This window comes from Herbidospora galbida (genome assembly GCF_005233835.1).
GTDB lineage: Bacteria > Actinomycetota > Actinomycetes > Streptosporangiales > Streptosporangiaceae > Herbidospora > Herbidospora galbida.
Genome location: NZ_SZQA01000002.1, coordinates 67,723 through 87,303, shown reverse-complemented (window position 1 = coordinate 87,303; position 19,581 = coordinate 67,723). Strand labels below are relative to the sequence as shown.

Here is a 19,581-nt window from a genome sequence, read left to right as displayed (position 1 = left end):
TGTGAGCGGTTGTGGCGCTCGGGACGATAGGGACCCTTCTTGGCAAGAGCCTGAGATTTCAGCTCGGGTAGTAGGGCCCGGCGACCAGCGAGTTCATGGCGGTCCACGTGTTGCAGTGCTCGGGGTTACGGAGGGTGAAACCGCGGTTCATCCAGTACGAGATGTCCTTCGCCGACCCGTAGTAGATGTTCTGCTCCTTGCCCTTCACCCGCACGACGGCCTTCCAGTCGGCCGCGTCGCGCGGCATCGACCGGTAGACGCTGCCGGTGAAGGCGCCGGAGAGACAGGCGCTCTGCAGGTAGAAGCGGCGGAAGTACTCCCAGAGCTCGGGCCGGTCCTTCTCGTCGTGCTGGTACATGGCCTGTTCGATGCCGGTGAGGTACTGCACGTGCTCGGCGTAGTGGTGTGCGAGAAGGGTGAAGATGTACAGGTCGTCGGGATTCCGGCTGAGCAGGGTACGGTCGAGCACGATCATGATCTCTCTGCGGTCCTCGCAGTAGAGCGAGAAGAAGCGGTCCGGCTCCCAGAAGTCCTGACCGCAGTAGCTCTTGGGGTCCTTGTCGAGAATCCTGATCCTGGGCTTCTTGTATGTGACGCCCGCCTTGGCGAGTTGCCTGGACCAGACCCGGTCGAGGCAGCCCAGCACGAAAGTCACGTACTTCCGCGCGGTCGGCACGTGGTTGGGTCGGCCGATCGGCTTCTCGGCGCAGGAGGAGCGGGGAATCGGTCCCGCGGCGTAGAGGGGGTTGTCGGTGAGCCGGTGGTCTCTGGACGGATCGGCGTAGGCCGGCGCCGCCGTCACCAGGCACAGCACCAGGACGGAGAGCAGAATTCGTCGCACAAGCCCAAGATCGTGGCGGGCCCGGACGAGAACGCGCAAGGGCCCGCGGCGGGATTCGGCCGCGGGCGCCGCGCGGTTAGGCGACCGCCGAGGCGGAGGCCGACCAGGTGTTGCAGTACTTGAGGTTGCGCGAGTTGAACCCGCGGTTCATCCAGTAGCCGATGTTCTTGGCCGAGCCGTAGGTCACCCCCGCCTCCTTCTGCCGCTCCCGCACGATGTGCCTCCAGTCGGCGGTATCGCGCGGCATCGACGTGTAGACGCTCGCGAGGAAGGCGCCGGAGAAGCAGAAGGACTGGAGGTAGGCCCGCCGGGTGATGTCGTCCTGGTAGTCCTCGTAGCCGGGGTCGTCCTTTTCGGGGAAGGTCGCCGACCAGCCCGACTCGATGCCGGTGATGGTCTGGAGGTGCTCGGCGTAGAGGCTCGACGTGAGGTTGAAGATGTACAGGTCGCTCGGGCCGAGGTTGAGCAGCCGCCGGTCGAGGACGATCAGGATCGTGCTGTTCGTCTCGCAGTAGTCGGAGATCAGGTACTTGCCCGGCTTGTAGCCGCAGAACCTCGCCGGGATCTTGGAGAGCAGCGAGACCTTGGGCCTCTTGAACGGGAACTTCGCCTTGGCCAGGTGCTTCGTCCACGTGCGTTCGAGGCACTTCACGGCGAAGGTGACGTAGGCCTTGGCCGTCGGATAGTGGTTCCGCCTGGTGATCGGCTTCTCCGCGCAGGTCGAGCGGGCGATCGGTCCGGCGTGGTAGAGGGCGTTGTCGGTGAGCCTGGGGTCGTCGGCCGGGTCGGCGTGCGCGGGGGTCGGCAGTCCGGCGAGGGCGACGGTCAGGACCAGGGCGGGGACGAGAGTGCGCTTCATGATTCCCATAGCGTCACGCGACCAGCGCGTTCGAGGCGGTCCAGGTGTTGCAGTACTTGGGGTTGCGCGAGTTGAAGCCGCGGTTCATCCAGTAGGTGACGCTCTTGACACTCCCCATGGTCTTGTCGCCGGGCCCGGCCCAGTCCTTCACGATGCTCCGCCAGTCGGACGCCCGTCGCGGCATCGACTGGTAGACGCTGCCGGTGAAGGCGCCGGTGAGGCAGTAAGCCTGGAGGAAGGTGCGGCGGAGGGTCTCGTCGTAGCCGGGTTCGCCCTCCTCCGGAAGGACCTTGAACATCGCCTTCTCGATGCCGGTGAGGTACTGCACGTGCTCCGCGTACCTGCTGGCGACCGAGATCCAGAGCCACAGGTCGTCGGGGTCGACGTTGAGCAGGGTCCGGTCGAGGACGAACAGGATCTCCCTCTTGTCCTCGCAATAGTCGGAGTAGTCGGCCTTGCCCCACTTCAGCCCGCAGTAGCTCGCCGGGTCCTTCGTGAGCAGCTTGACCTTGGGCTTCCTGAACTTGACGCCCGCCTTGGCGAGCTGCTTGGACCACACGCGGTCGAGGCACCCCACCAGGAGGGTGACGTAGGCCTTCGCGGCCGCCACGTCGTTGCGCCGCTTGATCGGCTTCTCGGCGCAGGTGGAACGGGGGATCGTCCCACTCGTGTAGAGGGCGTTCCTGGTGAGCTGGGGGTCGTCGGCGGGGTCTGCGTGTGCGGGCGTCGCGAGTCCTGCCAGGGCGACGGTTAAGACCAGGCCGGGGATGAGGGTTCGTCTCACAAGCCCCACATCGTGCCGGGAGCGTTGTAAACCGGCAAGTCACGAAAAGGGCCCGTGTCGCCACGGGCCCTCTCATCGGGTGGATGTCACGGGCTGGTGCAGGTCAGAGCAGGTGTGACGGCCGAGCCGCCGCCGGTGAAGCCGAACGTGGTGCTGGCGTTGGCGCCGAGGTTGCCGTTGTAGGTCTCGTTCCTGATCGTCACGTTCTGACCGGCGCCCGACCGCACCCCGCCCCAGATCTGGGTGATGGTCTGGGAACCGGGCCAGGTCCAGGTCACGGTCCAGCCCTGGACGGCGGCGGTGCCGGCCCGTACCGTCACCTCACCCTGGAAGCCCTGCGGCCACGAGTTGACCTGCCGGTACGTCGCCGAGCACGCCCCACCGGGGGTCGGGGTGGGCGTGGGGGTCGGGGTGGGCGTGGGGGTCGGCGTGGGCGTCGGAGTCGGGGTGGGGGTGGGCGTGGGGGTCGGGTTCGGGCCGTCGGTCAGGGTGGGGGTGGTCCAGTCGCGCCACTCGGCCAGGTTGCCCGACGCCCGCGACGAGACGCGGATCGCGCCCGCGTCGTTGCCGGTCTTCAGCAGGTGCTTGCGCAGGTTCTTGGTGAGCTGGTCGCGCCACTCCGCGCGGTTGGCGCAGTGGGTGCCGTCGGCGACATCCGACCAGTAGGAGATGTCGCCGCCCGCGCCGAGCGCCTTGTAGACCTCGGCTCCGGCCAGGGCCGCGACGCTGGCCGAGCGCGGGCCGAGATTGGCGATGTGGGGGTTGTCCATGACATACAGGCCGCGCGGAGCGATCATGGCGACCACCGAGTGCGTGTCGACGGGCAGTCGCGCCGGGCTGCCGGTGAACGAGCCGAACGCGTCGCCGAACCACGGCTGCTCGCCGTAGGCGCTGCTCAGGCTCTGCGCGCCCTCACCCGGGACCCCGCGAAGGATCGGTACGCCGGCCGTCCCCGATTCGATCGGCATGGTCAGCGCGATGCGCTGGTCGAACGCGCCCGCGACGAACGCGCCCTTGCCGAAGCGGGAGCATCCGGTCACGCCGGTCGCGTCGGCCTTGAGGACGGCGCTGCCCGACGACTCGATGACGTCGATGATGCGGGAGACGCCCCAGCCCCAGGCGACCAGCAGCCCGGTCTGGCTCTGCGCGCCGTAGATGCTGTAGAAGGCGCCCTGCTTGTTGTTGCGCGGGGTGCCCTCGCGGCCGACCGTGTAGGGGTCGTACCTGATGACGGCCACCCCGGCGGCCTTGATGGCGTTGACGTCGGCGCCGAATCCCCCGTACACGACGACGACGGGGAACGGCCCGTTGCCGCTGGGCACCTCGACCGGAGCGGAGAAACTGGAGCTGCGGCCCTGGTGGGAGACGTTGACGGTGATGCTGGTCCGGGAGACGGTGCCCGTGACGCTCGACGGCTTGGCCGGCTTCTCGCCGTAGACGAAGCGCTCCGAGAGGCGCTTGATCTCCTCCCGGCGGCAGCGCCAGTCGGCCTTGCTGGTGATCCGGGTGTTGTCCAGCCGTCTGAACGGGTCGGGGAGCCGGGAGTTGGTCGGGAGCGATCCGGCGTCGGGCAGGGTCATGGCGCAGTCGGCGCCCTCGTTCTCGACCGTGGAGGCCGCCGAGGCGGGTGACAGTGCGACCGCTCCGGCGATCGTGAGGATGGCCGTCGTGCACACGACGACCATCGAGCGGAAGGACACTGGGCTCTCCCTTCGGGAGGGTGGTGGGTGGCTGGCCCAGTGTGTGAAGGGGCCCGAAAGTCGTCAACGCCAGGACGAAACGTTTTCGACCCTCCGGACGGCCTAGACCTGCTCCGATGTCGATGCACATTTCAGCGTCGGCCGAAACTAGCTGAAATCATCGCGTTTCAGACGGGCTTCGGATCGAAAGGTTTCGGCCGAGATAAGATCAGGGGTACGGCAGAAGCAGCATCGAGTGGGAGCGGATCAGGTGCCGGCGGGGCAGCCATGACCGATTGGGTCTACTTTCAGCTGCGTGAGACCCTCACGCAGCTCTCCTGGACGGCCGACCGGCAGATCGCCTGGCTGAACGGGCGCCTGCCGGTCGACGAGCTCGCACTCGACTACGACGGCATCTATCCCGCCATCTGGAGCCTCCGCGAAGCGGGCTGGATCTCTCCCGAGCTCGACGCGGTTCTCGCCGAGATCAACCGGTTGCTGACCGTGCTCACGGACGAAGGCGACGACGCGTGGACCGAGGAGGCGCTGAAGGCGAATCCACGCTGGGCCGAGACCCGCAGGCTCGCCTCCCACGCCCGCGCCCTCATGGTCAACGCGGAATCATCCCGAGCAGCGCCTCATGCGTCTCCCGGTCCGCCGCCACCAGCAGACCCTCCCCCGTCTCGAACGGACCCCCCTTGAGGTCGGTCACCACGCACCCCGCCGCCCGGCACACCGCCAGCGCCGCCGCGAAGTGGACGCTGTCCCGCTTGTCCCCGTCGCTCAGATAGGCCACCCGCCGGCCGGCCGCCACCCAGAAACAGGCCAAAGACGTCGACATGACCCGAGGGCTGAACCTGTCGGCGAACCCGGGAGCCGCGATCACCGACAGCAGGTCACCGTAGGGCGGGTCGAGGTTGAAGTCGACCAACTTCGAAGCGGGCGAGGGGGTCAAGCGCTGGTCGCCGAGCTGGGCGCGGACGCCGTCGGTCCAGAAGACCTCCCCACTGATCGGGTCGGCCGCCGCCGCGGCCACGTCCCGGCCGCCGACGCGGAGGGCGACGTTCACGGCGATCAAGGGGGTCTGGGCGGCGAAGTTCAGGGTGCCGCACAGGGCGTCGACCATCCACGTCCGGTCGGAGGAGCCGCTCAGGCCGGACTCCTCGCCGAGGAAGGCGTCGTCGGGGCGGTGTTCCCTGATCACGTCCAGGATCGCCTGCTCGGCCTCCAGGTCGGCGGCGGTGGCGAAGTCGACGGACGTCTTGTCGTATCGGGGCACCGGCTTGCCGTAAAGGGAGCGGACCACGGCGGCACCCGCTTCGGCAGCGGCAATGGCGAGTTCTGTATCAGAAAGACTCATATGTCCATCCTGACCCGGGAACAGGGCAGGCGTACTGTGAAGTTCATGGCCGACTATCGAGACGTGTACCGGCGCAGCCTGGCCGATCCGGAGACGTTCTGGCTGAAGGCCGCCCGCGCGGTCGACTGGGTCACCCCGCCCTCCAGGGCGCTCGACGACTCGGCCGCCCCGCTCTACCGCTGGTTTCCCGACGGGGAGCTGAACACCGCGTACAACTGCCTCGACCGGCACGTCGCCACGGGCCGGGGCGGGCAGACCGCGCTCATCTGGGACAGCGCGATGACCGGCCAGGTCCGGCGGTTCACCTACGAGCAGCTCCAAGATCAGGTCGCCCGGTTCGCCGGTGGGCTCAGGTCGCTCGGGGTGGGCGTGGGCGACCGGGTCGTGATCTACATGCCGATGGTGCCCGAGGCGGTGATCGCGATGCTGGCCTGCGCGCGGATCGGGGCGATCCACTCGGTCGTGTTCGGCGGGTTCGCGCCGCGTGAGCTGGCCGCCCGCATCGACGACGCCGCCCCCAAGGCCATCGTGGCCGCCTCGTGCGGGCTTGAGCCGAACCGTACCGTCGAATATCGCCCGATCATCGACCAGGCCCTCAGTCTGTCCCGGCACCGCCCCGACGTCATCGTCATGCTCCAGCGCGACCAGGGGGTCGCCCGCATGGACGAACGCGACGTCGACTGGTTCGAGCTGATGTCGACCGCGTCACCGGCCGATCCGGTGCCGATGAAGGCGACCGACCCGCTCTACATCCTCTACACCTCGGGCACGACCGGCCGCCCGAAGGGCATCGTGCGCGACACCGGCGGCCACGCGGTCGCGCTGGCCTGGTCGATGCTGAACGTCTACGACATCGCGCCGGGCGAGGTCTGGTGGACCGCCTCCGACGTGGGCTGGGTGGTCGGCCACAGCTACATCGTGTACGCCCCTCTCCTCATCGGCGCCACCACCGTCCTCTACGAGGGCAAACCCGTCGGCACCCCCGACGCCGGGGCCTTCTGGCGGGTCGTCGCCGAACACGGCGTGGTCACCCTGTTCACCGCGCCCACCGCCCTGCGGGCGATCAAACGCGTCGACCCCGACGGCACGCTGATCGGCGACCTGAAGACCTTCCGCGCCCTCTACCTGGCCGGGGAACGCCTCGACCCCGACACCTACCACTGGGCGAGCGAGCGCCTGGGCGTGCCGGTCGTCGACCACTGGTGGCAGACCGAGACCGGCTGGCCCATCGCCGCCAATCCCCGCGGCCTGGAGCCCCTGCCCACCAAACCGGGCTCGGCGACGGTCCCGCTGCCCGGCTGGGACGTCCAGATCCAGAACGACGGCGCGATCACCCTCAAACTCCCCCTGCCTCCGGGCTCGCTGCCGACCCTGTGGCACGACGACGAGCGCTACATCCGCGAATACCTGACCCGCCACCCGGGCCACTACCTGACCGGCGACGGCGGCTACCTCGACGACGACGGCTACCTGTACGTCATGGGCCGCACCGACGACGTGATCAACGTCGCCGGCCACCGCCTGTCGACCGGCACGATGGAGACGGTCCTCGCCGCCCACCCGGCCGTGGCCGAATGCGCGGTCATCGGCGTGTCAGACCAGGTCAAAGGCCAGGTCCCGCTGGGGCTGGTGGTCCTCAAGGCGGGCGCCGACATCACCCCGGCCCGGCTCGCCGACGACCTGATCCACGCGGTCCGCCGCGAGATCGGCCCGGTGGCGGCCTTCCGCGACGTGGCGATCGTCCCGGCCCTGCCGAAGACCCGCTCGGGCAAGATCCTCCGCCGCTCGATGCGCGCCCTCGCCGACGGCCGCGAGGAACCGATGCCGTCGACGATCGAAGACCCGTCGGTTCTGGAGAACCTGCGCCCGGTGCTCCGCCCTGACCCCTCCTGAGCTCAGCCGCGCAGCCGCAGCAGGCCGTAGGCCGCCACAGATGACGCGTCGGTAACGTCGCCGCACAGGATCATCTGCTCGAAATCCGCGCGTGACACCCACTTCTGGCGCATGTCCTGTTCGGTGACCTCGCGAGCCGTCTCGCCGGCGGTCAGGCCGGTCGCCACGAAGGCGTGCATCGACTGGGTGCTCAGGCCGTGGGAGTTGTCGAGCCGGCCGAGGAACCGCAGGTTCTCGGCCCGCAGGCCGGTCTCCTCCGCGAGTTCGATGCGGGCCTCGGCTTCGCGGGTGGGGGCCTTCGCCGAGCCCTGGGGGAAGCTCCACGAGCGGCGCCTGATCGGGTAGCGGTACTCCTCGACCAGGTGGAAGCCGTCGTTCTCCTCGGGGATGACCAGCACGAAGTCGGAGCGTTCGACGTAGCCGTAGATGCCAGGGGTGCCGTCGGGCAGGACGATCTCGTCTTCGTGGACGGTCATCCAGGCGTTGGCGTACACGACGCGGGTGGAGATCTGCTCGACCATGTGGCTCACCGTAATGAACCCATCAGTACGGGCGGTTTCGCCCAAGGAACATATATGACATATCACCGTAACGGATGATCTATAGCGTCCAGCGCATTACCTGGTTCCACAAGGAGCACCTGGTGCGCAAAGTCCTGATCTCCCTCACCACCCTCTCCCTCGCCCTCGTCACACTGCACGCCCAGCCGGCAGCCGCCAAGGTCGAGCTCGACCTCGAAACGCTGACCGGTGTCGAGGCCATCTCCCTCATGGCCGCCGGCAAACTCACCTCCGTCGAGCTGACCAAGGCGTACATCGACCGGATCACCGCGCTGAACAAGCGCGGGCCGGGGCTCAACGCGGTCACCGACCTCAACCCGAACGCGTTAAAGGAAGCGGAGGCGTACGACCGCCTCCGTAAGAAGGGCAAGTCGCTCGGCCCGGCCATGGGGCTGCCGATCCTGCTCAAGGACCTGATCGACGTCGAGGGCATGCCCACGACGGCGAACAACTGGTCGCTGCGGCAGTCGTTCCCCGAGAGCGACGCCGGCATCACCAAGAAGCTGAAGGAACGCGGCGTCGTGATCCTCGGCAAGGTGGGCCTGTCGGAGTACGCCAACAGCTTCGGCAACCAGCCCTCCGGCTTCGGCAACTACGGCGGCCAGGTCATCAACGGCATCGACGCCGACCAGAACCCCTCGGGTTCGTCGTCGGGCACCGGCGCGGCCATGGCCGCGGCCCTGTCGACGCTGGGCATCGGCACCGAGACCTCGGGTTCGATCATCTCCCCGTCGAACACGCAGTCTCTGGTCGGTCTCCGCCCCACCGTCGGCCTCGTCCCCGGGTACGGCATCGCGCCCATCTCGGCCTCGCAGGACATCGCCGGCCCGATGGTCCGCAGCGTCTCCGACGCCGCGCTCACGCTGGCCTCGATCGCCGGGCCCGACCCGGTGGCCGACGCCGGGTACAAGGCCATGTTCGGCGACGACTACATCGAGAAGGGCATCATCCCGGCGCTCCCCGCCACGCTGCCCGACTACATGAAGGCCCTCGACCTCGACTTCGTCCGGGGCAAGAAGATCGGTTACAACGGCACCCTCACCGAGGGCAGCCCGCTCAAGATCGCGTACGACGCCCTGGTCGCCGCCGGCGCCGTCATGGTGCCCCGCCCGACGGCGACGATCCCGTCGCTGCCCGCGCTGCCCAGCGGCTACGAGCAGCACAAGAGCATCGACGAGTACTACAAGCGGCTCGGCCCGAACGCGCCCATCAAGTCGCTCGTCGAAGAGGTGCAGGTCAACCAGGCCGAGGCGCACCAGGCGCTGAAGTTCGGCAACGTCAACCACCTGAACTCGTCGTTGTCGGACGTGACCCCGGGCGGCGCCAACGAGCAGGCGTACCGGACCAACCTCGCGATCCGTAAGGCCGCCTGGCACAAGGCCATCGACGACATGATGACCTACACCAACTCGAACCCGGCGCAGCCGGCCGACCCGGTCATCGCCATCCTGGGCAGCACGCCGAGCGCCCCGCAGGCCGGTTACCCGACCATCACGATCCCGATGGGCTACACCGCGACCCAGCGCCGCGCCCAGAACGTGCAGGTCCACGGCGCCGCCTACGACGAGTTCGACATCCTCGGCGTCGCCTACGTCATCGAGCAGGCCACCAAGCTCCGTCAGCCCGCCTCGCTGGTCAACCCGAGCATGTACCGCTGCGCCAAGACGACCCCGGCCCCGCCGTTCGCCGCGCGCGGCGCCTGCAACCCCGACTACGACGCCGTCCTCAAGGTGACCGGCTACGACTCCCGTCCGCTCGGCTTCTCGCTGGAGACCGAGACGGCGCAGAGCCTGATCCAGAAGCTGAACAAGGACGAGGTCTCGGCCGAGGAGCTCACCCGCGCCTACCTCGACCGCATCGCGCTGACCAACGCCGAGGGCCCCGCCCTCCAGGCCGTGCGTGAGATCAACGCCGACGCGATCAAGGAGGCCCGCAAGCTCGACCAGGAGCGGTGGAAGTACCGCACCGGCGAGCCGACCAGCCCGAACGACACGCGCCCGCTGCGTCCCGCGCTCTGGGGCCTGCCGGTGCTGCTCAACGACACGATCGACGCCACGTCGCTGTCGACCACGGGCGGCTCGATCGCCCTCCAGGGCCTCAAGCCCGCCGACGACTCGGCCATCGCGGCGAAGCTGAAGGCCGCCGGCGCGATCGTGCTCGGCAAGACCAACGTCACCGAGCTGAACGGCGTCTTCGACGCCAACCTGCCCAAGGGCTACTCCTCGCTCGGCGGCCAGGTCCTGCTCCCGAACGACACCGACAAGACCCCGGCGGGTTCGTCGGCCGGCGCCGCGGCGGCCACCGCCTCGGGTCTGGCCGCGATCACCATCGGCATGGAGACCTCGCCCGACTCGGCGCAGCTCCTCGCCCCGGCCGACGCGGCCGGCGTGGTGGGCCTCAAGCCGACCGTCGGCCTGGTCAGCACGGCCGGCGTGCTGCCGGTGGCCGCGTCGCAGGACGCCCCCGGCCCGATCACCCGCAGCGTCGGCGACGCCGCGACGATCCTCAACGTGATCGCCGACCCGGCTACCCCGGTCGACTACACGGCGGGTCTGTCGGCGACCGCGCTGCAGGGCAAGAAGATCGCCGTGGTCTCCAGCACGAGCGCCCCCTACCAGGAGGCGGTCGCCAAGCTGCAGGGCCTCGGCGCGACCGTCACCCAGGTCTCGATCGCCACCCCGGCCGCGACCGACAGCGTCGTCGCGACCGAGTTCAAGCGTGACCTGAACGCCTACCTGGCGGAGGCCAAGCCGGGCACGACGCTGCAGAGCATCATCGACTACAACCTCGCCAACCCGGTCGAGGGCCTGAAGTACCAGCAGGGTCAGCTGCTGGCCGCCCAGGCGGTCGACCTGTCCGACCCCGCGACGAACGCCAAGTACACGGCCGACCTGGAGGCCGGCAAGGCCGCCAACAAGGCCGTCCTCGACAGCGTCCTGAGCGGTTACGACCTGATCCTGGTCCCGAGCGGCAGCAACGTGATCGGCTACGCCGACCGCGCCGGCTACCCCGCGCTCACCATCCCCGCCGGGTATGGCGCGCAGCAGAGCTCGGCGGGCCGCAACCCCATCGGGGTGACGCTGATCGGCGGCGCCTTCTCGGAGGCGCAGCTGCTGTCCGGCGGCTACGCGCTGGAGCAGGCGATCGACGACCGCCTCGCGCCCAGCTACACCAACCCCAGCATGTGGCGCTGCGTCCCGGAGAGCACGTTCTTCACGGGCGAGTTCTGCCTGCCGGGCGACCGCCTGGCCCCGCGTTACAAGGGCTGACAACCAGTGGAGAAGGGCCCGCGTTCCCCGCGCGGGCCCTTCTTTTTTCGCGTGTGTACGTCCTGAGCCACAAGAGTCGGTGTTGACTTATATAAGACGTGCCTGACATAGTCGGCCGGGTGAACGCCTTCGACGTGTTGGGCGATCCCGTGCGCCGCCGCATCATCGAGCTGCTCAGCGAGGGCGAGCTGACCTCGGGCGCGATCACCGCGACCGTGCGGGCCGAGTTCGGGATCTCGCATTCGGCCGTGGCGCAGCACCTGCGGGTGCTGCGCGAGAGCGGCTTCGCGACCGTGCGCGCCGAAGGCACCCGACGCCTCTACGTCGTGGACTCCGCCCCGTTCGGGGAAGTCGACGTGTGGCTCGACCGATTCCGCCGCTTCTGGTCGCAGCGCCTCGACGCCCTGGAGACCGAGCTGGCCCGCACGAGGAGAAGGAAATGATCGACATAGGCTGGACCTCCCGCGAGGTCACCCGCGACGACGAGACCGTCGCCGTCGTCCTGCGCCGCGACTTCGGCTCCCCCCTCGACGACGTCTGGGACGCCCTGACCGACCCCGAACGCCTGAAGCGCTGGTTCCTCCCGGTCAGCGGCGACCTGCGGCCCGGCGGCGCCTTCACCACCGAGGGCGGGGCCGGGGGCACGATCCTGACCTGCGAGAAACCGTCGCTGAAGGTCACCTACGGCGGCGAGACGAGCATCGTGACGGTCACCCTGACCGCTGAAGACGACGCGACCACGCTCGAACTGATCCACTCCGTCCCGCTCGCGATGGCCCAGAGCGGCGCGGGCGCGCTCTGGGTGGGCCCCGGCTGGGACGAGGCGTTCCTGGCCCTGGAGCTCTTCCTCACCGGCAAGGAGGCGCAGGGCCAGGTCACCCCCGAATACGGCCGGGCCACGGTCGCGGCCTGGGTCACGGCGATCGAGACGTCCGGCACCGCGACGCCCGACGAGATCGAGACGGCCCGGCAGATGGCCCTGCAGCAGTACGCGGGGTGAAGCCCTTCGAGAGCCTCCCGGCAGCGGCCGCCTGACGGAACGTCGAGGCCCGCGACGGCACGCGTTCGACACCTACCGCCGCCTCGACTACGACCCGTCGGGCCTGGTCATGACCTATCCCGGCATCGCTCCGCGACCTATCGCTCCTCGGGGTCACGCCCGAGCACCGACCGCCCGCCGTCGACGGGCACGACGGCCCCGCTGACGAACGAGGCGGCGTCGGAGAGCAGGTAGGCGACGGTGTCGGCGACCTCCTCCGGCCGCCCGACGCGCCCGATCGGGTGGAGGCGGCGCATCTCCTCCTCCACCCATTCGCGCTCCTGCTCGTACGCCCCGTAGCGCTCGGTCCAGATCGAGCCCAGCGCGACCGCGTTGACCCGCACCCCCTGAGGCCCGTAGTCGACGGCGAGCGCCTTCGTCAGACCTTCGGTGGCGGCCTTCGCCGTCGCGTAGGCCATCGCGCCCCTGACCGGCCGCTGCGCCTGGTGGGAGGAGACGTTGACGATCGCGCCCCGGCTCTTCGGCAGGAACCTCCTGATCGCCGCCGCGCAGCCCACCACGACGGGATCGAGGTTGAGCCCGATGACGTCGAGGACCTCCCGGGGCGGATGATCATGCAGGGACACGTCCCGGAACATCGCCGCGTTGTTGACCCAGCCGACCAGATCGCCGTGCTCCTCGGCCAAGTCCGCGGCCCTCTCGGCGACGGCCGGATCGGCCGCGTCGCCCGTCACGGGGATCCCGACCGGCCCCGGATCGAGGTCGACCACCACCACCCGGCCGTCACGTGACAGCCGCTCGGCGATGGCCCGGCCGATCCCCCGGCCTCCTCCGGTGACCACATAGGTACGTCGCATGTCTAGCATGATGCGCGTGACAAGGCTGGAGGAGCGAGAGTGGCGGGCCCGCCAGGAGGCCCACCACACCCGGGTGGACGCGTGGATCGAGCCCCACCTCGAACGCCGCAGGCGATCCCAGGCCCACCCGGTCGAGGACTTCCTGTTCAGCTACTACGGCTACCGCCCCAGCCGGTTGCGGCGCTGGCACCCCGGCGCGTTCACCGTGCTGGAGGGCGCCGCCGACTTCGGGACCGGATACGTCGCCGTCCCCGGCGGCCAGACCCTCGACGTCGCCGACCTGGTCGCCCGGCGGCTCGAATCGATCACCTGGATCGCCGACCTGCTGCGGCGCACCGCCTCCCGGGCCGGTCAGTTCGGCTGCTTCGGCATGCACGAATGGGCCATGGTCTACCGGACCGAGGAGATCAGGCACTCCGCCCAGCCCCTCCGCCTGTCGCCGCAGCGGGTGGCCGCGGCCGTCGAGGAACGGCCGCTGAAGTGCACCCACTTCGACGCCTACCGCTTCTTCACCGAACCGGCCCGGCCCCTGAACGCGCTGCCGCTCTCGCGCGAACTCCAGCCCGCGACCGAACAGCCCGGCTGCCTGCACGCGAACATGGACCTCTACAAGTGGGCGGTCAAACTCTCGCCCCTGGTGCCCGGCGAACTGGTGGCCGACTGCTTCGAACTGGCCTGGGACATCAGAGCGGTCGACATGCGCGCCAGCCCCTACGACCTGCGGCACCTGGGCTACGAGCCGATCCCGATCGAGACGGCCGAGGGCCGCACGGCCTACGCGGCGACGCAGCGGGAATTCGCCGGCCGGGCGGCCCCGCTGCGCGCCGAACTGATCGCCTGGTGCGACCGGCTCACGTCTGGACGATGACGACGGCGTGCCCCGCTTCGGCGGCCCCGGGCGAAGAAGGCCCGCAGCCGCTCGTAGTGGTCTCTGACGTAGTCGGCCTCGTGGTCGGGGAGGTCGCGGTCGAGCGACTCCCAGGGGGTGGCGGCCAGGTAGTCGGCCGGGACGCTGACATAGGCGTTGACGACTCCCACGGACCGCACCCTAGAAGATCCCGCGCAAGGTCGTCAGCCGCTCGACCACCGTCTCGGCCGGGCGGCCCAGCAGCGACTCCAGGTCGCCGGTCTGGCGTTCGAGGGCGCCCGCGCGGACCATCCCGTTCAGCCAGGCCATCGGCCCGGGTTCCGCGTCGGGGACCTCCTCGTAGGCGATGCCCAGCGCCTCGGCGACCTGCGGGTAGGTCCACAGCGGGCCCGTGAGGTCGTAGGCGCGGCCGAGGTGGCCCTCGCCGGTCAGGGCGTTGGCCGCCGCCTGGGCAAGGTCTTCGCGGAAGGCGGTGTTCAGGCCCCGGCCGCCGGTGCTGCTGCGGATGACGCCGTCGGCGACCTGGGGCAGGAAGGCGTCGCCGTAGAACGGGTTGCGCAGGATCGTGTACGCCAGGCCGCCGGCGAAGATCGCCTGCTCGGTGGCGTGGTGGGCCTCGGTCATGCCGGTCGCGACGGTGTCGGCGTCGAGGAAGCTCGTGTAGACGACGGCGGTCACGCCCGCCGCCACGGCGGCGTCGATCGCGTTGCGGTGCTGGGCGGTCCGGCGGGCGGCGTCGAGTTCCGGGGAGGAGATCAGCAGCAGCCGGTCGACGCCCGCGAACGCCGCGCGGAGGCTGTTCGGGTCGTCGTAGTCGCCGTGCCGCGCCTCGACACCCGACGGGACGCGGGAGACGTCCCGCGCGACGGCGACCACGTCACCCTTGAGCCGGTCGAGAACCAGGCGGCCGAGGTGGCCGGTGGCGGCGGTGACTGCGTACATGAAACTCCTCGGTGTGCGGAAACCCGCCGGACAGTGAACCGACCGGCTCCGGCGCGGCGCCACTGGTTTTCAGCGGGTGGGACTCAGCCGCACCCAGAGGTCGGGCGGGCCCAGGATCGGGCGCGCGTCGGTGAGGCGGAGCCCGGCGTAGCCGCAGCAGTAGGCCTCCGCGTGTTCTTGGTAGAGGAACCTCCGGAGCGTCTCTTCGGCCGGGTCGGCGTCGGTGGGCGGAGCGAGGCCCAGGATCGTGTCCCAGTCGGTGATCTCGCCGTCGACCGCGCCGGCGCCCTGGTCGCCGCTCTTGGGGTTGGCGTACAGGGCGTAGCCGCGGGTGCCCCGGGTGAGCTTTCTGAGCAGCGATTCCTCCGACGCGTGCCAGCCCCACGGCTGGGTGATCACACAGCCGCCGGTCACGTCGGTGACGCCGACGACCCACTCGAATCGATCGTCGACGTCGTCGACGACCGTGCCGCCCAGCCGACGCGTCGCCTCGGCGGCGGTGACGCCCGCGACGCAGGTGATGCTGTGGCCGTCGTCTTCGATGGCCTCCAGTGCGGTGATCAGGTCTTCCGACAGGGCCACGGCCGCCGCCTCCTCGGGCGAGAGGGCGAGGTCGCTCGGCGGGAAGAGGTCGGGGGTCGGGCCCGCGAGGGCGAGCCGGGCCGGGGACCACCCGTCCATCATCGGACGCCACGGATCGGCGCCAGCCTCGACCAGGGCGCGGGCGTTGTCGGGCCGGCGGTGGAAGACCGCCGACCACAGGGCGGTGTGGCCTTCGTCGAAGGCGTCGACGTCGTCGACCCGATCGGCCAGTTCGGCGACCACCTCGGGGCTGCCGTGGGCGGACGCCTGGAACAGGACCGGGCCCCAGTAGTCAGTCCCGTTCGGATCGGCGCCGGCTGCCAGCCGGGCACGGACCTCGCTTAGGTCAGACCACGCGTACCCACCCATGCCAGACCATTCCGCGCCCACCGCGAGCCCTCCCTTCGAATCCGTGCGACCGCCCGAACGCTAACGATCGCCACCGACAGAACCCTTGGGGCCGCCGGTGATTCGTGAGTCGTCGTCAACCCCATGGCGAACCCGGCCGTCTTCAATGTGCCTTGGCGGAATGAGGAGTGGCAGTGCGCATTCGACGAGCTTTATACGCGTCCATCGGCTTGGCGGGCCTCATGTCGCTGTGCCCGCCCGCCTACGCGGCGACCGACATCGTCGAATACGAGTGCACTCCCGACGGCGGAACCGCGCAGACCGTGAACATCCGCGTCGAGCTCACCATGCCCACCGGCGCCCAGCCGGGCGTCGCGCTGGCATTCCAGCACCGCGCGACCTATGCCGACTCGGGCAGGATCCGCGCCGGCGACGCGCTGCCCGCCGGGACGAAGATGTTCGCCTACGTCGGCATCAGCGAGTTCCCCGGCTTCACCTCGGGCACCGGCGAGGGAGCCGTCGTCGGTCCGGTCGCGGCCGGTGGTGAGATCACCCTCCCCACGGGCACCACCCAGGTGACGTCGACGCCGAACACCGCAGGAACCGGTGTCGTCCGTCCCGCCGCGATCAACTTCGGCCTCACGGCCTCGCAGCCGTTGATCGAATGCGAGGTGCTCAACCGCGACGATCTCACCACCTACCAGGTCGTCGTCGGCGACGGCGGGACCTCGGCCACTCCCAGTTCGTCCACGACCCCGACCCCGACCGCGACGGTCACCGAGACCGTCACCGAGGAAGCGGCCGGCGACGAGCCGATCGACGAAGAGACCGAGATGGAGACCCCCGAAGGCGGCGTCGCCACCGGTGGCGGCGGTTCGGCCGGTCCCGACGGCCGGGTGGTCGTGCTCTTCGGCGCCACGGTGGTCCTCGCCGCGATGACCGGCCTGGCCCTTCGCAGAAGCCGCCGTTCGATGCCGTAGGGAGCAGGGTGGGCGGGAGCAGTAACGAAGCCGGGCCGGTCGTGACGACCGGCCCGGCTCGTTTCTTCGGCTACGTCAGGTCAGAACACGCCAGTGCGTCCGGGTCGTCCGCCGCCTGCGGGACCCACCGCACGTTGGCGAACGAGGCCGAGAACGCCCCCTCCGTGTAGACCAGGAAGGGCGTGTTCACGTTCTCGAAGTCGAGGCCGTTCGCGAAGCACGACACCGGGATCTTCACCGTCGACTTGCCGTCGCCGGCCAGGCCGGTGAACAGGTTCGTCGCCACCACCTCGGCGAAGCACGGGTAGACGCAGTGGGCGCTGATCACCGTCCGGGCCGCAGGGGCGGAGTGGACGATGGTGTCGAAGACCAGGGCGGCGTTGGCGTTCAGGTATCCGCGCAGGTCGGTGCCGCCCGCGGGGTTCTGGTAGTAGATCTGTCCGGGGCCGGTTCCGGCCCAGGTCGTCTTCAGCGCGTCGCCCTGGACGTTCACGTCGGCGGGCGTCGTGTTGATGTTGGCGTGGGCGGCGGCGCCGTCGGGGCCGATCTCGGTGCCGCCCCAGTTCTCGGGGGAGCCGATGAAGCTCTTGTACGGCGGCACGTCGGTCCGGACGAAGACCTCCAGGTCCTCGGTGGCGGTGCCGCCGCCACCCGTGGAGGTGCACGAGGGGAACTCGTGGGAGGTCTCGTCGAGCGTGCCGACGCTACCGGTCTGCCCCTTCGCCAGGCCGTAGCCGGCCGGGAACAGCGGGTCGTAGCCGGGGTCGCCGGGGTTCAGCGGCGACTGGCAGGCGCTCTTGGGCCAGGAGTAGGACAGCTTGCCGGTGAAGTCGTGCCGCCCGACCAGCACGTCGGCGACGCCGCCTCCTTCGGTGCCGGGGAGCCAGGCCGCGACGAAGGCGTCGGAGCGGTTGAGCTCCTTGTTGACGTACAGGGGACGGCCGGTGACGTAGACGGTCACCACGGGGGCGCCCTTGCCGGCCACCTTGTCGAGGACGGCCAGGTCACCGGGGTAGAGCTTGGCCGCTTCGAGGGTCCGCCGCGCCAGGTCGCCGACGCCTTCGGCGTAGGGGGTCTCGCCGAGGACGGCGACGACGGCGTCGAACTGCGACGGGTCGACCCCGTCGGCGGTCTCGCTGAAGGTCACGTTGGCGGCGCCGAGGGCCTGGCGGAGGCCCGCGAGGATGGTCGTCCCGTTGGGGAAGTCGGCGTTGGTGTTGCCGGTGCCCTGCCAGGTCAGCGACCAGCCGCCGGTCTGGTTCTGCAGGTTGTCGGCGCTCTTGCCGACGACCAGGACCTTCGCGTTCTTCGCCAGCGGCAGCACGTTGCCGTTGTTCTTCAGCAGCACCTGCGACTTGCGCACGGCCTCGCGGGCCAGCTTGGCGTCCTGGAGGCGCGACTCGTCGCCGGCGAGCACGCGGTCGGAGGGACGGCGGCCGTCGAAGATGCCGGCGCGGTACTTGACGCGCAGGATGCGGGTGACGGCGTCGTCGATGCGGGACATGGCGATCTCGCCCGACTCGACCTGGGCGATCGTGTTGGCGATGAACGCCTTCCACTCGTTCGGCACCATCACGATGTCCATGCCGGCGTTGATGGCCTGGGCGCAGCTCGCGTTGGTGCAGCCGGCCACCTGGCCGATGCCGTTCCAGTCGGACACGACCAGGCCGTCGAAGCCCATCTTGCCCTTGAGGATGTCGGTGATGGCCTTCTTGCTGCCGTGCAGCTTGCCCTCGTTGATGCCGAGGTCCTCGTTGGTCCAGCTGTTGAACGACACCATGACCGACTGGGCGCCGGCCGCGAGCGCGCCGTAGTAGCCCTGGCCGTGGATGTTGATCATCTCGGCCTCGGAGGAGGGGTTGACGCCCTGGTCGACACCGTTGCGGGTGCCGCCGTCGCCGATGAAGTGCTTGGCGGTGGCGATGACGCCGCGGTTGCCCATGCGACGCCAGCTGGAGTCCTGGAGGCCCTGGACGGCCTCGTATCCGTAGGCGCGGGCGAGGTTGGGGTCTTCGGCGTAGCCCTCGTAGGTGCGGCCCCAGCGGTCGTCGCGGACGACGGCGAGGGTGGGCGCGAAGGCCCAGTCCTGGCCGGTCACGCGGAGCTGCTCGGCCGTGGCCTCGCTGATCTTGCGGATCAGGCACGGGTCGGCGGCGGCGCCCAGGCCGATGTTGTGGGGGAAGATCGTCGCGCCGTAGACGTTGTTGTTGCCGTGGACGGCGTCGATGCCCCAGATCACGGGGATCTTCGTGCGGGTCGTCACGGAGGCGTCGTAGTAGGCGTCGGCGAGGCCGAGCCAGCTGTCGACCGTGGCGTGCTTGTTCCCGCCGGGCCACGAGCCGCCGCCGTTGAGGACCGACCCGATGAAGTACTGCTTCACCTCGGCCGGGGTGATCGCGTTGATCTCGGGCTGGGTCATCTGGCCGACCTTCTCGGCCAGGGTCATGTCGGCGACGAGGCGCGCGACCTTCCGCTCGATGGCGGGGTCTTTCTCGATCTTGCTCTCGACCTTCGGCCAGTCGCTGTAGGTCGGCAGGGTGTCCTCGATCTTCGCGCACCCGTTCTCGAGGACGGGCGGACCGGCGACCGGGGGTTCGGCGGCCGTCGCGGGCCCCGGTGAGGCGACGACGGCGCTTAACAGCAGGGACAAACCACTGAGGACGGCGAAGCGTCTCTTTCGCATGGAGGGCTGCACACGCCGAATCCTGACCGTGTTACTGGACCGAGTCAATATGTTCACAAGAGCGCTCTCTCAGAGA

18 protein-coding genes are annotated in these 19,581 nt (G+C 69.7%); 7 read left to right on the top strand and 11 right to left on the bottom strand.

From position 1 onward, the window contains the following. Nucleotides 1–58 precede the first annotated feature (58 nt). From FDA94_RS03240 to FDA94_RS40290, 4 genes are all read right to left on the bottom strand, one after another. Nucleotides 59–841: a neutral zinc metallopeptidase gene (locus tag FDA94_RS03240; RefSeq protein WP_170990766.1), complete on the bottom strand. Its 783-nt coding sequence runs from the start codon at nucleotides 839–841 to the stop codon at nucleotides 59–61. 76 nt (nucleotides 842–917) lie between these two features. Continuing rightward, nucleotides 918–1,700 carry a hypothetical protein gene (locus FDA94_RS03235; protein WP_137245535.1) on the bottom strand — a complete coding sequence of 261 codons (783 nt, stop codon included), beginning with the start codon at nucleotides 1,698–1,700 and terminating at the stop codon, nucleotides 918–920. 13 nt (nucleotides 1,701–1,713) lie between these two features. Next, nucleotides 1,714–2,484 carry a neutral zinc metallopeptidase gene (locus tag FDA94_RS03230; RefSeq protein ID WP_137245534.1) on the bottom strand — a complete coding sequence of 257 codons (771 nt, stop codon included), beginning with the start codon at nucleotides 2,482–2,484 and terminating at the stop codon, nucleotides 1,714–1,716. 86 nt (nucleotides 2,485–2,570) lie between these two features. After that, nucleotides 2,571–4,184 (bottom strand): glucuronyl esterase domain-containing protein, encoded by a 1,614-nt coding sequence (locus FDA94_RS40290; RefSeq protein WP_246059491.1) that lies wholly within the window; start codon nucleotides 4,182–4,184, stop codon nucleotides 2,571–2,573. Nucleotides 4,185–4,451: 267 nt separating this feature from the next. Between FDA94_RS40290 and FDA94_RS03220 the strand changes: the two genes are divergently transcribed. After that, the gene (locus tag FDA94_RS03220) at nucleotides 4,452–4,865 is read left to right on the top strand and encodes a hypothetical protein (RefSeq protein WP_137245533.1); all 414 of its coding nucleotides are present in this window, start codon (nucleotides 4,452–4,454) and stop codon (nucleotides 4,863–4,865) included. Here FDA94_RS03220 and FDA94_RS03215 read toward each other — a convergent pair. Then, nucleotides 4,774–5,469: an inositol monophosphatase family protein gene (locus FDA94_RS03215; RefSeq protein WP_246059489.1), complete on the bottom strand. Its 696-nt coding sequence runs from the start codon at nucleotides 5,467–5,469 to the stop codon at nucleotides 4,774–4,776. The genes FDA94_RS03220 and FDA94_RS03215 overlap by 92 nt on opposite strands. A gap of 54 nt (nucleotides 5,470–5,523) precedes the next feature. On the opposite strand from FDA94_RS03215, the gene FDA94_RS03210 reads away from it, so the two are divergent. Then, nucleotides 5,524–7,416 carry an acetate--CoA ligase gene (locus FDA94_RS03210; protein WP_137245531.1) on the top strand — a complete coding sequence of 631 codons (1,893 nt, stop codon included), beginning with the start codon at nucleotides 5,524–5,526 and terminating at the stop codon, nucleotides 7,414–7,416. 2 nt (nucleotides 7,417–7,418) lie between these two features. Here FDA94_RS03210 and FDA94_RS03205 read toward each other — a convergent pair whose 3' ends face one another. After that, the gene (locus FDA94_RS03205; RefSeq protein ID WP_137245530.1) at nucleotides 7,419–7,937 is read right to left on the bottom strand and encodes an NUDIX domain-containing protein; all 519 of its coding nucleotides are present in this window, start codon (nucleotides 7,935–7,937) and stop codon (nucleotides 7,419–7,421) included. A gap of 122 nt (nucleotides 7,938–8,059) precedes the next feature. On the opposite strand from FDA94_RS03205, the gene FDA94_RS03200 reads away from it, so the two are divergent. The 3 genes from FDA94_RS03200 (at nucleotide 8,060) to FDA94_RS03190 (ending at nucleotide 12,245) form a co-directional block, all read left to right on the top strand. Then, nucleotides 8,060–11,245 carry an amidase family protein gene (locus tag FDA94_RS03200; RefSeq protein ID WP_170990765.1) on the top strand — a complete coding sequence of 1,062 codons (3,186 nt, stop codon included), beginning with the start codon at nucleotides 8,060–8,062 and terminating at the stop codon, nucleotides 11,243–11,245. Nucleotides 11,246–11,364: 119 nt separating this feature from the next. Continuing rightward, nucleotides 11,365–11,688, top strand: coding sequence for an ArsR/SmtB family transcription factor (locus FDA94_RS03195; protein WP_137245793.1), 324 nt, complete (start codon nucleotides 11,365–11,367; stop codon nucleotides 11,686–11,688). Further along, nucleotides 11,685–12,245: an SRPBCC family protein gene (locus tag FDA94_RS03190; RefSeq protein ID WP_137245528.1), complete on the top strand. Its 561-nt coding sequence runs from the start codon at nucleotides 11,685–11,687 to the stop codon at nucleotides 12,243–12,245. Before FDA94_RS03195 ends, FDA94_RS03190 begins: the two co-directional genes overlap by 4 nt. Before the next feature lie 137 nt (nucleotides 12,246–12,382). Here the strand turns inward: FDA94_RS03190 and FDA94_RS03185 are convergent, their stop codons facing one another. Next, complete coding sequence (locus tag FDA94_RS03185) at nucleotides 12,383–13,102, bottom strand: SDR family NAD(P)-dependent oxidoreductase (RefSeq protein ID WP_137245527.1); 720 nt, start codon at nucleotides 13,100–13,102, stop codon at nucleotides 12,383–12,385. A gap of 10 nt (nucleotides 13,103–13,112) precedes the next feature. On the opposite strand from FDA94_RS03185, the gene FDA94_RS03180 reads away from it, so the two are divergent. Then, on the top strand, nucleotides 13,113–13,970 hold the full coding sequence (locus FDA94_RS03180) for a 3-methyladenine DNA glycosylase (protein ID WP_212735178.1): 858 nt from the start codon (nucleotides 13,113–13,115) through the stop codon (nucleotides 13,968–13,970). On the opposite strand, the gene FDA94_RS03175 is transcribed toward FDA94_RS03180, so the two are convergent. The 3 genes from FDA94_RS03175 to FDA94_RS03165 all read right to left on the bottom strand — a co-directional run bounded on the left by FDA94_RS03175 (nucleotide 13,877) and on the right by FDA94_RS03165 (nucleotide 15,863). Next, complete coding sequence (locus FDA94_RS03175) at nucleotides 13,877–14,140, bottom strand: hypothetical protein (protein ID WP_137245525.1); 264 nt, start codon at nucleotides 14,138–14,140, stop codon at nucleotides 13,877–13,879. The two genes, FDA94_RS03180 and FDA94_RS03175, sit on opposite strands and share 94 nt — an antisense overlap. Before the next feature lie 10 nt (nucleotides 14,141–14,150). Then, on the bottom strand, nucleotides 14,151–14,912 hold the full coding sequence (locus FDA94_RS03170) for an NAD(P)H-binding protein (protein WP_137245524.1): 762 nt from the start codon (nucleotides 14,910–14,912) through the stop codon (nucleotides 14,151–14,153). Between the two features lie 69 nt (nucleotides 14,913–14,981). Further along, entirely contained in the window at nucleotides 14,982–15,863 is an 882-nt protein-coding gene (locus FDA94_RS03165; RefSeq protein WP_137245523.1) for an ankyrin repeat domain-containing protein, read from the bottom strand. Nucleotides 15,864–16,036: 173 nt separating this feature from the next. Here FDA94_RS03165 and FDA94_RS03160 point away from each other — a divergent pair, with 173 nt between their 5' ends. Continuing rightward, nucleotides 16,037–16,822, top strand: coding sequence for a hypothetical protein (locus FDA94_RS03160; protein ID WP_137245522.1), 786 nt, complete (start codon nucleotides 16,037–16,039; stop codon nucleotides 16,820–16,822). A gap of 70 nt (nucleotides 16,823–16,892) precedes the next feature. Here the strand turns inward: FDA94_RS03160 and FDA94_RS03155 are convergent, their stop codons facing one another. Continuing rightward, nucleotides 16,893–19,505 carry a glycoside hydrolase family 3 protein gene (locus FDA94_RS03155; protein WP_137245521.1) on the bottom strand — a complete coding sequence of 871 codons (2,613 nt, stop codon included), beginning with the start codon at nucleotides 19,503–19,505 and terminating at the stop codon, nucleotides 16,893–16,895. Between the last annotated feature and the right edge of the window lie 76 nt (nucleotides 19,506–19,581).

Coding starts and splice junctions, on each gene's coding strand:
- FDA94_RS03170 (WP_137245524.1), bottom strand. CDS start 14,912: ATGTACGCAGTCACCGCCGCCACCGGCCACCTCGGCCGCCTGGTTCTC.
- FDA94_RS03180 (WP_212735178.1), top strand. CDS start 13,113: ATGCGCGTGACAAGGCTGGAGGAGCGAGAGTGGCGGGCCCGCCAGGAG.
- FDA94_RS03165 (WP_137245523.1), bottom strand. CDS start 15,863: ATGGGTGGGTACGCGTGGTCTGACCTAAGCGAGGTCCGTGCCCGGCTG.
- FDA94_RS03205 (WP_137245530.1), bottom strand. CDS start 7,937: ATGGTCGAGCAGATCTCCACCCGCGTCGTGTACGCCAACGCCTGGATG.
- FDA94_RS03185 (WP_137245527.1), bottom strand. CDS start 13,102: ATGCGACGTACCTATGTGGTCACCGGAGGAGGCCGGGGGATCGGCCGG.
- FDA94_RS03190 (WP_137245528.1), top strand. CDS start 11,685: ATGATCGACATAGGCTGGACCTCCCGCGAGGTCACCCGCGACGACGAG.
- FDA94_RS03155 (WP_137245521.1), bottom strand. CDS start 19,505: ATGCGAAAGAGACGCTTCGCCGTCCTCAGTGGTTTGTCCCTGCTGTTA.
- FDA94_RS03235 (WP_137245535.1), bottom strand. CDS start 1,700: ATGAAGCGCACTCTCGTCCCCGCCCTGGTCCTGACCGTCGCCCTCGCC.
- FDA94_RS03220 (WP_137245533.1), top strand. CDS start 4,452: ATGACCGATTGGGTCTACTTTCAGCTGCGTGAGACCCTCACGCAGCTC.
- FDA94_RS03210 (WP_137245531.1), top strand. CDS start 5,524: ATGTCCATCCTGACCCGGGAACAGGGCAGGCGTACTGTGAAGTTCATG.